This window comes from Pseudomonas sp. MF6755 (genome assembly GCF_016405635.1).
GTDB lineage: Bacteria > Pseudomonadota > Gammaproteobacteria > Pseudomonadales > Pseudomonadaceae > Aquipseudomonas > Aquipseudomonas haemolytica.
Map to the genome: position 1 here is coordinate 14,695 of NZ_JAEKDA010000022.1, position 13,066 is coordinate 27,760.

Consider the following 13,066-nt stretch of genomic DNA (forward strand, 5'->3'; position numbering starts at 1 on the left):
ATGACGATCCTGACTGAAAAACCAGATGTCATAGAGCCTGACAGTGATGAGTCTGCTGCAGTCCTACTGACGTCGCACCAAATACTGCTGACGGCCCCTGGTGGACCGTTTGAGCTGAAACCCGAGCTGCGTCAACTATGTGCGTTGACCAGCGATGGGATTTTGTATGTGTCAGCCCAACACCAAACGGATGCCTATGTCATGGCATTCGAGGACCAGCTGGAACACGAAAATCACCACTTTGAGGTCAAGGTCTGCTCGATGAGCACAATCAAGGCACTCTACCGCGCCAATGATGATGCAAATGGTAAAGCACTATCGGCGACTGAGACGAAGCGCCAGGCCCAGGTGGTGCAGCTTTTAGGAGAAGCCCACCGGCGCAATGCCAGCGACGTCCACTTTGTCGTAGGTCACGATATCACTCGAATCTTCTTTCGCATCCACGGGCTCTTGTGGGAGGCAGAACAGCACCAGAGCCAGGTGGGCATGGAGCTCTGCTCGTCCCTCTACAACAGCATGTGCGATGTCGCGAAAGACCACTACCAGCCGCAGGTGAGCCAGGACGCCAGGGTAAAACGCGCCTATGTCGACCAACTCGGTTTGTTCGGTGCCCGAGTCGCCACTCGGCCGCTCGTAGATGGCCCTCTGATGGTTTTGCGTCTGCTGTATGACGACAAAACCAAAATGACGCTTAGTGATCTCGGTTTCCTGACGCAGCAAATTGATGCATTCAGCCGCATCCGCAGCTTGCCTTATGGGGTGAACCTGATCACTGGACCCACCGGTTCCGGCAAATCGAAGTCGCTGCAGGTAAACCTGAACCTCTTGCACGAAGAGTGCGGTGGAACAAAACACATTCTGACGATGGAAGATCCACCTGAATATCCACTTCTCGCCAATCAGTCACCGCTGGGCGCCGGTGAAACCTGGAATGACGGGATCACCAATTCCATGCGACTCGACCCTGACATTCTCATGTATGGGGAGATCCGGGACCTTGCATCAGCACAAGCGGCTTTCCGCGGCGGTATGACTGGTCACCTGGTGCTGACGACACTGCACACCAACAACGCTGTAGCAGCTCTTCAACGACTGATCGACATGGGTGTAGACCGACACCTGGTTACTGATCCTGCACTGATGACAAGCGTGGTCAATCAATCCCTCTTGCCCGTGCTGTGTTCCCACTGCCGCGTCCCCGCACGCGAGCATCTCGGGCAGCTCAACAGTGCGCTGGTGCAGCACTTGCGCGATTTGGAAGCGATTGATGAGACCTACCTCAAAGGACCGGGATGCCCGCATTGCAAAGGCTTGGGCATCACCGGTCGCACGGTGGTTGCGGAAACTTTGCTCACCGACCTTGAATTCATGCGCGTTTTCAATGGGCAGGGTGCAAGTGCGGCACGTCGCCACTGGGTCAAGGAAATGGGCGGTATTACCAAGACCGCACACACGATCATCAAACTGAAACAAGGATTAGTAGACCCCCGCCACGCCGAAATGACGGTGGGGCCGTTGGACTTTGACCGGCAAATCCTGGAGCTCGCTCATGCTGAGTGACGTCAGAGCGATGCTGAATCGTTGGGCAGAGACCTTCTATGCCAAGCAGTTTGGCAAAAACGAAAGAATCCAGTTCTACGAGAGCCTGATGGGCATCCTTGAGGATGGTGTGTCGCTTGAAGACGCACTGCACACGGTGGCCAGAGCATTCAGCGATAACGGGCAGAAGCTCCATCCAGTGTCCCTTGCCTGCAGGGATATCGCGCAATCGGTAAAAGGTGGGAAATCGCTGAGCATTTCCTGCGAAGGCTGGGTTCCCTATGACGAGAACTCTTTGATCGCTTCCGGGGAAGACACCGGCAACCTGGTGCAGGCATTTCGGGACTGCGTGAGGATCATCGAAGTACGTCAGCGGATCAGCAAACTCGTAGCGTCCGCCACCGTTTTCCCCTCCATGGTGTGGAGCGTCATGGCGGCGTTGCTGTATGTGATTGCAGTGTGGATGGTGCCCTCCATGACACGACGCTCCAACCCCGAGGCGTGGACCGGCGTGCCGGCCTTCCTCTATGCCCTATCGAATTTCGTGACCCACTACGGGCTAGTGACGCTGATAGCTGTAATCGTCTTTATCCTCATATCGATCATCACTCTACCCGTGTTTTGCGGCCTTCAGATTACGGCCGCCAGCCCTTCGTGGAAGCTGCAGTTGAACAAGCTGCTCCAGGTCCTGCGAGTCCGAGCAGAGAGGCTCCCGCCTTGGTCAGTCTACAAGGCGCTCCACGGATCGATCTTTCTGCTCAACATGGCTGTGATGCTGCGCTCCGGCATCAACCAACTAGATGCGCTGACCTCTCTTCAACGCAATGCCTCTCCATGGTTGAAAGAGCGCCTGAGCGCCATTCATTACGGAGTGAGCGCCGGCAAAAACTTCGGTACCGCATTGAAGCTTGCGGGTCATCAATTCCCAGACCCCATGGCGATGCATTTTCTGGAAGTGCTCGCCACCCGCAAAGGCTTCGCTGAGTCGATGGAACGGTTTTCCAACCGGTGGCTGGAGCAAACGCTTCAGCGCGTCGAAGCCATCGCCAAATCTCTTATCGGCATGTCCTCCATGGCCATGGGGGTCATGATGATTCTGGTAGTGGTCGGGATCTTCCAGTTGGCCGGCAATGTGACTGCAACGCTTTAAATCAAACCTAAATGAGGTACTGGAAATGCCAACAAACACTCAAAACAACCAACGCGGATTTCTCTCCCTGGACGGGATGTTCTGGTTGATGCTGATCGCGGTGGCACTTGGTTTCATCGTGTTCATGGGCTACAGAACGTTCGGCAGCTCGGACGTCACCATTGAACAGAGCAATCTCGGCACGTTGCTGAGCAATACCAAACGACTGAAAAGCACCACGGGCTACGCCACGGCAGGCACCAACTTGGCGCCTTCTTTGATCAACCTCGAGGCAACTGGCGGCATGAGCATCAACGGTAATGCCCTGTCCAACCGCTGGAACGGCGCAGTGACCGTAATGAGCAACGGCATGACCTTCACCATCACAGAATCCAACCTTCCGAAAAATGCCTGCATCACCCTTGCCTCGAACATGGCCAAGGACAAACAGACAACGACGGCGATCAATGGCGGCACTGCAATTGCCGGCGAAATCACTGCGGTGGCAGCTGCGACCAGCTGCTCCTCGGACGCCAATACCATCGCTTGGACTTCGTACTAAGGAACTCAGTGTGAGCGTGATCTCTGATGCTGAATTCGTCGACCTGTACCTCGGCGATGGATTTGCCGACGCCAAAGGTCTCCCTGGGCAGGCACGAAGGGTTGAAGCGCCCGCCGAATGGCGGGCAGACCTTGAGCGCTTACGGGCGCAGTGCGAGGAAAAGCACAAGGCAACCCAGGATCCAGAGTTCGCCCTAATTGAAGATGGCGTCGTCCTTCGTGTAACCCAGTTGCTGGATTTGAATGGCAAGCCTGTGTTTGTCGTAAGCAAATCCTCAGTCCAGATCCGTCCATTGGACATGCTGGGTCTGCCCGACTATCTGCAGGACGCGCTGATGAGCGACACGGTACGCGGCCTGATATTTATTTGTGGGGAAATGGGCACAGGGAAAACCTCAAGTGCTGCATCACTGGTGAAAGCACGTCTCGAGGCCTGGGGAGGCATTTGTGTGGCTGTAGAGGATCCTCCAGAACCATTTTTGAATGGCAGGCATGGGAGTGGGCGCTGCATTCAAGTTCCGGTCTCTCGCCGGATGGGGGGATACGAGGAAGCTTTGATCCTAGCGCTGCGCACAAGAGCCGATTTCCTGTTCGTGGGAGAAATTCGCGACAGCTCGACAGCAGCACAAGTAATTCAAGCCTCGATCAATGGCCATCTCATTATCAGCACAGGTCATGCCGGCAGCGTTACTCAAGGCATTGAACGTATATCAGCCCTGGCTCAGCCGTTACTCAATAACGCCCGAGAGCTGCTCTCCAAGGGGTTGGTGGCTGTTCTTCACCAGTCCTTATCAAGTGGCAACGAAGGAAGTCGTCGATTAACCCTGCAGAGCCTGCTTTTCACAGGCGATGACGGACCGGGCATCCGAGAGAAAGTCCATGCAGGAAAGATCACGATGCTCGATCACGACATCGCTCACCAATCATCAAGGAGTCTCTGGAATGACCAGTAGGATCAAGCAGCGGGGGTTCTTGAGCTTGGACATGGCGATCGGATTGGCCGTTTTCTCCGTTGTCGTCACTTTGGCGATCGCATGGCAAATCAAGCAGATGGATTCTCAGGACTATCGAATTGCGGCTGATCAACAGAGAACCATTTCAGAGGCATTGGCCAAATATCTGAAGGATAACTACAGCGTGGTGCTGGCCAACGCGGCAGCAACCGTACCGGTGCAAATAACCGTTCCGATGCTCGTCAACACCAACTACCTTCCTGCAGGTTATAGCCCCACTAACGCCTTTGGGCAGACCATTGTCGGCCTCGCCCGGAAACCCAACGCCAATCAACTGGAAGTGATTGTGGTTACTACAGGTGGGCAGACGATTCCTGAAATGGGTATTCGAACCATCGCTGAAAATCTCGGAGGACCTGGTGGGTTCATCTCTTCTGCCAATCCGAACATCGTCCAGGGCGTGCGGGGTGGATGGCAGGTAGCACTAAGTAACTATGCTATAGCTCCTGGCCCAGGACATACAGCTAGCGCACTTTTTCTTATGGATGGAGCGTTGGCTAATGACTATCTATATCGAAACGCAGTGCCCAATCATCCAGAATTCAACACGATGAATACTGATATCACGATGGGCAACCACAATATTAACAACGCAGGAAGTATCACAGCGTCAGGCAACATAACAGCTAACGCCGACATTACAGCTCGAAACGTTATCGCCACAGCCAATGTTAATGCCGCTACTGCAACCATTACCGGTGATACCAGCACAGGTGGTTGGTTCAGAACACGTGGTGACACAGGCTGGTACAGCGAAAAATGGGGAGGCGGGATTTATCAAAATAGCCCCAACTGGGTCCAAGTTTATAACGACAAAAACTTTTCAACCGGAGGTGAACTATGGGGTGGAAAGATAACCTCGACGGGCAAGATAACGGCCTATGATCGCATTCAGACAAATGAATATTTGTCCCTGGGAGGCATAGCTACCGAGGGGCAACAGTGCAGTGACCGAACCCTTCTTGCAAAAAGCGCCGCGGGAATAACGTTGTCCTGCGAACAAGGCTTATGGAAAAGACCAGGTGGGTGGGAATTCCAGCTGATCCAGGGCACCTGCCAGGCGCCTGCCAGAGGAAGTGTGACCTGCTCCCTTGGCGACACTACATGGAAGTCATGCTCTTTAACTGGCGCTTTTGGCATCGGGGATAGTGAGACTGGGTACATCTTCAGAAATGCAAGTGGATGGTTTCTCTCCACATCTCGACTTTCCTGGCCAGGTCTTTTCTATTGGAGCTGCTTCAAATAAAGCATCCATTTATAAAATTTCAAAAACGTTTTATAGTATGTTTATGGGGATTATTGCAGTGCAGACGCTTGAGAATAACGTTGAGTATAGTGCTGGAGAATTACAGACCTGGCTAAGCACCCGAAGCAGGATATGCTCAACTGTGCTATGGCGTCGCGCACTAGAAGAAAAAGAGGCATTCGAGGTCGGCGAGTTCACTTACAAGTTACAACCAACGGCCTCTGGTCGTTATTTAGTAAAAAAGATCGCCACTATGGAATTAATCAATCCACAACGCAAACCAATGAGCATCAAGCGAGCCGCAAAGTGGACTGTCATTGCGCTTGGCCTAGTAGGAATTTGCTTAACATTGATTATCCTCACGAAATAGTTTTGTTATTGACGCGTAGGTGGTAACAACCACCATTTTGTGGATGGAGCTCATATCATGACAATGCAATGGCTCGTTTTGATGATTGTGCTCATTGCCTCCAGCATTTTCATGGAGAACCAACATCAGGACCAACGTACATCCGACTACGCTACCCTCGACTCACTGGGTCGCGGCTTTCTGGTGTACCGATCTGCCGCTACCGAATATGCCCAGGCCAACCCGGGCTTCAGCGGAGTACCGAGCGATTCTGCGCTCAACCTACCTGGGTGGTTTGTGAAACCTGTGGGCGTAGGTTCTTACATCTCATCAGGAACGGCCTATACTTATTTTGATGGGGTTGCACCGTCAGGCTTGCCTTCTGTGCTGGTAGACCTGACAAAGACAACTACCGTTGGTTTAAAGCGTTCAGGAATGCTGATTTCACAGATAACTGGGGCGACCGGTATAGCAATTCCGTCCCCTGTTCCCGAAGGTGCGGTCGTCGCAGTCAATTAGTCTGAGTCGACCGACTTTGAAAGGCGCCGGGTTGCATAAGCTCCGGCCTATCAACATAATGATCACAACAACGTTTCCACCCCGTTGGCTACTGGCGGTCATCAGTAGCGCCCGGTGATGCGGCTTGCCTCATCACCAACCCCAAAGCACGCATAGCTCCGGGAAGGGCGTGCGGACCTGGTTCAGAGCTCTCCCTGTGTCTCCCTGTTCAAGCCAGACACGCAGCCGTCTAACTCGTGAATTGCGAGTTCAAAGGCACATAGGGCTCTGTTGAGGTTCGAAGCACCGTAGTCTAAGGGCCACACTGGTGTTGTGGCCCACACTTTTTAAAGCTCACACAATAGGTAGCCTGATCATCTTGCAAAGGATGATCAGGCTACCTATTGGTAGCTGCTTTTCCTTGCCGGTGGCCCGCCGGCGAAACGCAGGGCTCCCTTTGTGCGCGGATGCGTGCCTTATGCTAGCTGGCCTCAGCCACGATAATCGGCCAGGTGTTGGAAGTAAGACGTTCAGATCACAGCCCAGGGATCAACAACGCCTTCATCCCGCACAGGTGGTATTTTTTTCTGAAAGACGCTACTTACTACATCCGAGAGTGACTGTTGACCCAGCTACTCTCGGTAGCTTCTCCTGTCGACCTGAACCTTCTTTGCCCTCCGCGAAATATCCCTCTCCGCTTGACACATCACCATCCCCCCTTCGATGATATGGACGTGCTTTGCTGACGTCGTCAGCATCATGCCCAGGCAGTCAGGATCTTGAAGACTGCGACACGATGTTCGTGTCAGATCCGCCCAAGACCGCTGAGCTTCTGGTAGCGCGGTCGGTCGACAATCGTCGATGGAAGCACCTTATGCAACTCACCTCGCGGGGAATCACTTCCCCAACGGGGTCAGTGGGTTCTCCGCATTCAACCTGCAGGAGAATCACCATGTCCAAACTTGCTTATGGCTTCGGTTTCGCGCTTGGCACCATCACGCGACAGTTTCTGCGTGCGGTAAAGAAAACCAGCGCTGCGCCCACAGCTATCCATACCAAAGCAGCTCCGTTGCTTCCACCGCCCTGCGTACCTGAGCGTCTCGTACGTGAGATGGATCATGTACCGGCAATAACTCGTAAAGGTGTCGACCTGAACCTTTGGTACGCGGCTAACACTCGAGTGGTCGAAAAGCCAGCTCGGAAACCGCGTAAGAAGCCAGCTGCACGCTCGTTGGTGCCAGCAACTTGCTAAGTCTGCGTCCTTCGCCTCTGTAGGGAGCCTTCCCAAAGGGAAGGTTTCCTCAGAGTTTTCACGGTAGGGGCTTGACAAGCGACAATCGTATTTCCATGATCTGCACATGTATCGCTGACGTCGTCAGCAACATGCCCAAGTAGTCTGGATCCGCAAGACTACGATGCGGTTTTCTGCATTGATCCACTCCCAAGATCGCCATAGCTTCCGGTAGCGCGATCAGTCGACTTAGTCGATGGAAGCACCTTTCCCACCCATGACGGGCCTACCCCGTCAGGGCAGGCCTCTCACTTTTGGAGGTCTGATGAAAACTGAACTGGCTCTCTACCAGGCGTTGATTTCGATTAACGTCCCGGAACAGAAGGCAAATGCTGTTATTGAAGCTTTGGAGACCGACATGCTTTCACGTTTGGCTACCAAGGCAGATTTAACTGCTCTTGCTGCAGAGTTCAAATCTGAGATTTCACAGCTTGAAGTCAAGCTCACCATTCGCATGGGCGTCATGTTGTCTGCAGCTGTCGGTGTAATGATTGCTGCAATGAAGCTGATGCATTAAACAACCTTAAGCTCCACCCACCCTCGCGGGGAATACTTTCCCCCTAGGGCGAAGTGTTTCTCCGCTTTCTGTTATTTCGAAACTGGAGAATCACCATGAGCACTAATCAATCCAACGAAGCAAAATTCTTCGACCTTCACACCACTGGTATCGGTTATCTCAACCGTATCCGTGAAGTGAAACCTCGCGGCAAAGGTAAGCCATTCATGGCAGTTACCGTTGCGGCTCTGCGCGGCTCGATGGATGATGCCGAGTATTCCTATATCGACTGCAACGTGGTCGGCGCTGAAGCTGAAAAGCTGATTCGTCGCAGCCAAGCAGCCGTTGAAGCCGGAAAGAAGGTCCTTGTGAGCTTCCGAATCGGTGATATCTGGACCGACGCATTTACCTACGAAAAAGGCGATAAAAAAGGTCAACCTGGAGCAAGCCTCAAGGGACGCCTGTTGTTTATCGGCTGGATCAAGGTGGATGGGGTAACTGTCTATGAAGCCAAACCGAAAGACTCTGCTGAGCCCCTTCCTGCCCAGGATGGTGCTGCTGGAGATGATTCGGATGACGCCCAAGGACAACCAGAACCTGAACAACGTCAATCTGCATGATTGAAATCATGGCGCCCCCTGGGCGCCTTTCAATATTCGTACCGAAGGGAACGCCTCCCTTCGGGATTGGTGATTTCCGAACCCTGGAGATAAACCATGATGATGAATCCTCAACGACTGCCGCTGCTGACCGAAATTGGTCTTTTAGCTGCTCAAGCTAGTGTTTACAGCGAGCTGGATAAACTACTTCCGAGCAACCCGGCGCTCGATCCCGATGACGACCCGCGCTACACCCTTACTTCTGACCTTTGGTTAGAAGTTCTGGATGGCGTTATCTCATTGGCAAAGATGGACCATCGAGATGAATTCACTCCCAAAAACAGCCCACTGTTATCGGAGTACGGACTTCTCAAGGAATATCGAAGAGCTCGCTGGGAACTGGAAGATGAACATATTCATCCCGAATACTACTAACTCGCTATTAACACACTCTGCAAACTCTGCATCAGTCCCTTCAACTGCTACTTGCGCAGCGGAAATGGAGAAGGCGCAGAAATCAATCAACCTCTGGCTTTCTCAAGGGGCAGAAGCGGAAAGGATGGGCGACACATTCTGGGCAGAGTTATCGGCCGAGAAGGTGACTAAGTACCAATCGATTCTAGCAAGCCTTCGAAAGACAGCATAAATCACACAGCAAACAATACCCCGCCGGGAACCATCTCCCGAACGGGCCAGGTGGTTTTCGCACCTGGAGATAAACATGCAAACCACCACTAACCTCGTGTCGTCTGACCTGCTCAAGCTCCCGGTCGTTTTAACACCTCGGGCCTGGCAGGAAGCGGTGCATATTGAAAACCCACAGGATGCAAGTGTTGTCAGTGAGCGACTGGGCGAAGTTGTCCTGGAGGCCTACCGAGAACTGCATTTGCAACCTGACAGCACACAGATCCATTTCGGCCTCTATCGTTTATTGCCTGCCGGCAATAGCACTGATCGGGTCTGGCTGGACCTAAAACTTGACCGCATAGAATCACCGCCAGGCGTTTTCTATCTGTACATCTCACTCAAGGATGAAACTCATACTTCTTGCCCGTAATCCTTCGACATTCACAGCACTACCCAAAGCCCGACATCTGTCGGGCTTTTTTCATTCGTAGCAGTGTGGAGCTGCCCATGATCAACATCCCCGGCCAACTGGCCATCCGTACCATCAGCGGCCGTAATGGCGAATTCAACGTCGGACGGCTCTCGACCTCTATCGGTGAGTTCGTGATCAAAGACGCACTCCTCGATCAGTACGATGAAGGCAAATACCGAGGCGACTTTCTGATAACGGAGATCCGTCCTTCGTATTACTCCACAGCAGGCCGCCTGGTCGTTGAGATCCGTGCAAAGCTGGAAAGCATGAGCCTCGACGACGTCGACAATCTGACACCAGAAGACGCCGCCAGGCTCTCGCCAAACGAGCCTGACCCTATGGATGAAGAGTCTTCCTCCAACCTCTCCAAGCCAGTGCAGCGGAATAGTCCGCCCGCAGTACCGGCCTCCAATAAACAGGTATCAAAAGAGGATGCCCCGTTTGGGATGACCCCGACCGGCGGAACCAACGACCTCGAGGCAGATGCCGAGTTGTTCGGCACAATCTGGCCTCTAAGCGATACAGTCAGGCTGGACACAACTGTTGATCGTCAGCAACTACGCCAACAGTGCAGTCGGCTCTCTGAGCTCGGCTATGTACACAACTTCAAACTGCAGGTATGGAATATCTCCAATACCTGACGAAGCCCGCGATACGCCAAGCCAATCGGCACAACCCATGAGGGGCCCCCTCCTGGGCGCTCCTCGACTTAGCAGGAGCAGCACATGAATCCAATCTTCAATAACCTGACCCAAGAAATCCTTGAAAACATCGAAGATCAGCTCGCCAATAACGAGGTGTCGACGAATGAGGAGCTTTGGGACTTCTTCGTAGAGGAGCTCGAAATGACGGCAGAACAAGCCGATGCCGCCGTTGCCCTTCGCCACAAATACCTAGGGCAAATTTTTCTCACTGGGCACAGCCCTCTATTTCAAGACGAGACGGTCTCGTTTGACCCGAACGATAAAACGTTCAAATCGGACAACCTGCTGTTTCCCAAGCAATAACACTTACTGCTAACACCCCCGAGGGGCTCACCGCCCCTCCGGGCGGGTTCCCCCTCCATTGTGGAGGTTCCCATGCCCAGCCCTACCCCGCTCTTCCCAATCGAGGAGTGCAATGATCTTTTCGTCGACGCTTGCGCGTGTGACGAACAACGCAACCTGGTGTTCCTTTCTGCATGGGGTCGAGACACGGCGCTGCAGGAGTTCCTGGCCAGGCTGACCCTCGGCACGACAGAAGATGGTCTAAGCCAGTTTCACATCGTTGTAGATGGCCGAAGTCTTCCTGTTTTCCCCAACATCGATCTGTTGGAGAAGCGCACCACGCGACAAATGCGCGGTACGTTATTCGGCAGCTTGATTCACCTCTGGTTGTTTGACCGACGCTGCGTACAGCCGGATCGGGCCAACCACTTCGCCTACGCCCTTCTTGAGAACGGGCAGTCACCTCATCAACGGCTTTGGCCGTTGATACAGGACACCTGTCCATTACCGCTACTGCCTCATTGGCAGGAGCAGGTAATGGGGTTGCTCACCCAACACGACATGCTGCAGCTGTTACCTGGAACGTCCGGTGCTGTTGCGGCATGGCGTTTGACGTTGCAACTCGACGTTCTCGAAACAGCCCTAGGCGAGCTCATTCGCCAGGGGCAGCTCTCAACCCACGCTCAGTTTGAGCATTGATCCAGGAGCCTCACCATGGCTTTGATGTTCCCACGATTGGCGCGCAACTTCGCTCGCAATGGCTACTACCCCACTGACGAAACGACGCTGGAACTCACCCTACAAGCGTTGGCACCATCCCCAAGCGGGAAGATGCGGATCTTCGATCCCTGTGCAGGCGAAGGCGTTGCCTTAGCTGAAGCTGCTCATGCACTCGGGCGTGACCGCGTTGAGACCTACGCAGTCGAGTATGACCAGGAGCGTGCCAAACACAGCAAGACACTGCTGGATTGCGTGCTGCACAGCGACTTGATGGACACCATGATCAGCCGCCAGGCCTTCGGCTTGCTCTGGCTCAACCCGCCCTACGGTGACCTGGTCGCTGACCATGCAGGTGCATCTCAGTACCAAGGTAACGGCCGTCGGCGCCTGGAGAAGATGTTCTATCAACGGACGCTACCACTGCTGCAGTACGGGGGAGTCTTGGTGCTGATTGTTCCGCACTACGTGCTGGACGATGAGCTGTGTGGTTGGCTATGCAATCACTTTACTGAACTGCGGATCTACAAAGCCGCTGATCCAACTTTTAAACAGGTAGTGATCTTCGGTATACGAATCCGCCGGCAGGACCTCGCTCGACCGCAAGAGGTCAAAAACGTACGCGCACGCCTTCAGGCGATCGGTGCCGGCACACTGAGCGCGGAAGCGTTACCAACCAGTTGGCCATGGGAGCCCTACAGGGTTCTCCCGGCATCCAACGAGCTGGAACACTTCTACCGTATCAGCCTTGAACCTGAACAGCTCAGCGAAGAAATCAAAAGACTTCGTGGCATGTGGCCTGACTTCACACTGCACTTTGGTCAAAGCGGCGCTCAGCCACGACCTCCCGTGAGGGAGCTGTCGCGCTGGCACTTGGCGTTGGCATTGGCTGCCGGTGCGATTTCCGGCGTAGTGAAATCCAAAACCGGCCGAGTATTGGTACTCAAAGGCGATACCTACAAAGATAAGGTCCGCAAGACCGAGTTCACCGAAGACCAGGACGGCAACGTGTCCGAGGTAAGGATCCTGACTGATCGTTTCGTGCCCATCATTCGGGCATGGGACATGACGCCAGGCTCTGCCAACCAAGGCCGCGTGATCACCATCAGTTCATCGGCGGATACGGCCGATACGCCGCATGAGCCTGATGAGGCGGTGACACAGCCAACACTTACCCCACCACCAAGAGTGACATTTGAACCTGGCCGCTTAGTGCTGACCCAGTCAGTGCACCACCTGATTGAGCATGGACATCTCGATCCAAGCACTTACTTGCGACGGCATTTCTCCGGTGACTGGGGGGAACTGCCCAAAGAAGACTGGAGCAGTAACCAACGGGCTTTGACCTACGGGGATCGATTGTTCTCCTGTTATGACATATGCGCCGGCGATGAGACCCGGCTCTGGATCATCACCGAAGCTGACCGCAGTGCAACAACCGTGTTGCTGCCATCGGACTACTGACCCACCACGCCAACCTGGCCATCCGTTAACCAACCCGCAGGGTATTCACCATACCCGTCGGGGTGTCGTGCATACCCTG

At 53.8% G+C, this 13,066-nt stretch carries 16 protein-coding genes; all 16 read left to right on the plus strand.

The window, feature by feature from the left end; genetic code table 11:
* The 16 genes from JFT66_RS25295 to JFT66_RS25370 all read left to right on the plus strand — a co-directional run bounded on the left by JFT66_RS25295 (nt 1) and on the right by JFT66_RS25370 (nt 12,987).
* Nucleotides 1–1,560 (plus strand): GspE/PulE family protein, encoded by a 1,560-nt coding sequence (locus JFT66_RS25295; protein WP_019818093.1) that lies wholly within the window; start codon nt 1–3, stop codon nt 1,558–1,560.
* Nucleotides 1,550–2,689 (plus strand): type II secretion system F family protein, encoded by a 1,140-nt coding sequence (locus tag JFT66_RS25300; protein ID WP_019818094.1) that lies wholly within the window; start codon nt 1,550–1,552, stop codon nt 2,687–2,689. The genes JFT66_RS25295 and JFT66_RS25300 overlap by 11 nt, the downstream gene beginning before the upstream one ends.
* 25 nt (nt 2,690–2,714) lie before the next feature.
* A complete protein-coding gene (locus JFT66_RS25305; protein ID WP_019818095.1) occupies nt 2,715–3,230 on the plus strand; it encodes a type 4 pilus major pilin in 516 nt (171 codons plus the stop codon).
* Nucleotides 3,231–3,240: 10 nt separating this feature from the next.
* Entirely contained in the window at nt 3,241–4,182 is a 942-nt protein-coding gene (locus tag JFT66_RS25310; protein ID WP_008437359.1) for an ATPase, T2SS/T4P/T4SS family, read from the plus strand.
* The gene (gene pilV, locus JFT66_RS25315; RefSeq protein WP_019818096.1) at nt 4,172–5,488 is read left to right on the plus strand and encodes a shufflon system plasmid conjugative transfer pilus tip adhesin PilV; all 1,317 of its coding nucleotides are present in this window, start codon (nt 4,172–4,174) and stop codon (nt 5,486–5,488) included. The genes JFT66_RS25310 and pilV overlap by 11 nt, the downstream gene beginning before the upstream one ends.
* On the plus strand, nt 5,421–5,858 hold the full coding sequence (locus JFT66_RS25320) for a hypothetical protein (protein ID WP_124356003.1): 438 nt from the start codon (nt 5,421–5,423) through the stop codon (nt 5,856–5,858). The genes pilV and JFT66_RS25320 overlap by 68 nt, the downstream gene beginning before the upstream one ends.
* A gap of 57 nt (nt 5,859–5,915) precedes the next feature.
* On the plus strand, nt 5,916–6,356 hold the full coding sequence (pilM, locus tag JFT66_RS25325) for a type IV pilus biogenesis protein PilM (protein ID WP_019818097.1): 441 nt from the start codon (nt 5,916–5,918) through the stop codon (nt 6,354–6,356).
* A 931-nt stretch (nt 6,357–7,287) separates the two neighbouring features.
* Nucleotides 7,288–7,587: a hypothetical protein gene (locus tag JFT66_RS25330; RefSeq protein WP_073451708.1), complete on the plus strand. Its 300-nt coding sequence runs from the start codon at nt 7,288–7,290 to the stop codon at nt 7,585–7,587.
* A gap of 304 nt (nt 7,588–7,891) precedes the next feature.
* Nucleotides 7,892–8,143, plus strand: coding sequence for a hypothetical protein (locus JFT66_RS25335; protein ID WP_008437363.1), 252 nt, complete (start codon nt 7,892–7,894; stop codon nt 8,141–8,143).
* A gap of 95 nt (nt 8,144–8,238) precedes the next feature.
* Nucleotides 8,239–8,742, plus strand: a complete 504-nt coding sequence (locus tag JFT66_RS25340) for an STY4534 family ICE replication protein (protein ID WP_008437365.1) — start codon at nt 8,239–8,241, stop codon at nt 8,740–8,742.
* A 96-nt stretch (nt 8,743–8,838) separates the two neighbouring features.
* On the plus strand, nt 8,839–9,156 hold the full coding sequence (locus tag JFT66_RS25345) for a hypothetical protein (protein WP_032877888.1): 318 nt from the start codon (nt 8,839–8,841) through the stop codon (nt 9,154–9,156).
* Nucleotides 9,157–9,442: 286 nt separating this feature from the next.
* A complete protein-coding gene (locus JFT66_RS25350; protein ID WP_032877890.1) occupies nt 9,443–9,778 on the plus strand; it encodes a hypothetical protein in 336 nt (111 codons plus the stop codon).
* A 77-nt stretch (nt 9,779–9,855) separates the two neighbouring features.
* On the plus strand, nt 9,856–10,461 hold the full coding sequence (locus tag JFT66_RS25355; RefSeq protein ID WP_032877891.1) for a DUF3275 family protein: 606 nt from the start codon (nt 9,856–9,858) through the stop codon (nt 10,459–10,461).
* Between the two features lie 84 nt (nt 10,462–10,545).
* Nucleotides 10,546–10,827, plus strand: coding sequence for a hypothetical protein (locus JFT66_RS25360; RefSeq protein ID WP_032877894.1), 282 nt, complete (start codon nt 10,546–10,548; stop codon nt 10,825–10,827).
* 72 nt (nt 10,828–10,899) lie between these two features.
* A complete protein-coding gene (locus JFT66_RS25365; RefSeq protein ID WP_057710760.1) occupies nt 10,900–11,505 on the plus strand; it encodes a hypothetical protein in 606 nt (201 codons plus the stop codon).
* 15 nt (nt 11,506–11,520) lie between these two features.
* The gene (locus tag JFT66_RS25370) at nt 11,521–12,987 is read left to right on the plus strand and encodes a DUF6094 domain-containing protein (RefSeq protein ID WP_032877898.1); all 1,467 of its coding nucleotides are present in this window, start codon (nt 11,521–11,523) and stop codon (nt 12,985–12,987) included.
* The last annotated feature ends 79 nt before the right edge of the window (nt 12,988–13,066 follow it).

Coding starts and splice junctions, on each gene's coding strand:
- JFT66_RS25370 (WP_032877898.1), top strand. CDS start 11,521: ATGGCTTTGATGTTCCCACGATTGGCGCGCAACTTCGCTCGCAATGGC.
- JFT66_RS25365 (WP_057710760.1), top strand. CDS start 10,900: ATGCCCAGCCCTACCCCGCTCTTCCCAATCGAGGAGTGCAATGATCTT.
- JFT66_RS25305 (WP_019818095.1), top strand. CDS start 2,715: ATGCCAACAAACACTCAAAACAACCAACGCGGATTTCTCTCCCTGGAC.
- pilM (WP_019818097.1), top strand. CDS start 5,916: ATGACAATGCAATGGCTCGTTTTGATGATTGTGCTCATTGCCTCCAGC.
- JFT66_RS25350 (WP_032877890.1), top strand. CDS start 9,443: ATGCAAACCACCACTAACCTCGTGTCGTCTGACCTGCTCAAGCTCCCG.
- JFT66_RS25360 (WP_032877894.1), top strand. CDS start 10,546: ATGAATCCAATCTTCAATAACCTGACCCAAGAAATCCTTGAAAACATC.
- JFT66_RS25345 (WP_032877888.1), top strand. CDS start 8,839: ATGATGATGAATCCTCAACGACTGCCGCTGCTGACCGAAATTGGTCTT.
- pilV (WP_019818096.1), top strand. CDS start 4,172: ATGACCAGTAGGATCAAGCAGCGGGGGTTCTTGAGCTTGGACATGGCG.
- JFT66_RS25300 (WP_019818094.1), top strand. CDS start 1,550: ATGCTGAGTGACGTCAGAGCGATGCTGAATCGTTGGGCAGAGACCTTC.
- JFT66_RS25340 (WP_008437365.1), top strand. CDS start 8,239: ATGAGCACTAATCAATCCAACGAAGCAAAATTCTTCGACCTTCACACC.
- JFT66_RS25295 (WP_019818093.1), top strand. CDS start 1: ATGACGATCCTGACTGAAAAACCAGATGTCATAGAGCCTGACAGTGAT.
- JFT66_RS25355 (WP_032877891.1), top strand. CDS start 9,856: ATGATCAACATCCCCGGCCAACTGGCCATCCGTACCATCAGCGGCCGT.
- JFT66_RS25335 (WP_008437363.1), top strand. CDS start 7,892: ATGAAAACTGAACTGGCTCTCTACCAGGCGTTGATTTCGATTAACGTC.
- JFT66_RS25330 (WP_073451708.1), top strand. CDS start 7,288: ATGTCCAAACTTGCTTATGGCTTCGGTTTCGCGCTTGGCACCATCACG.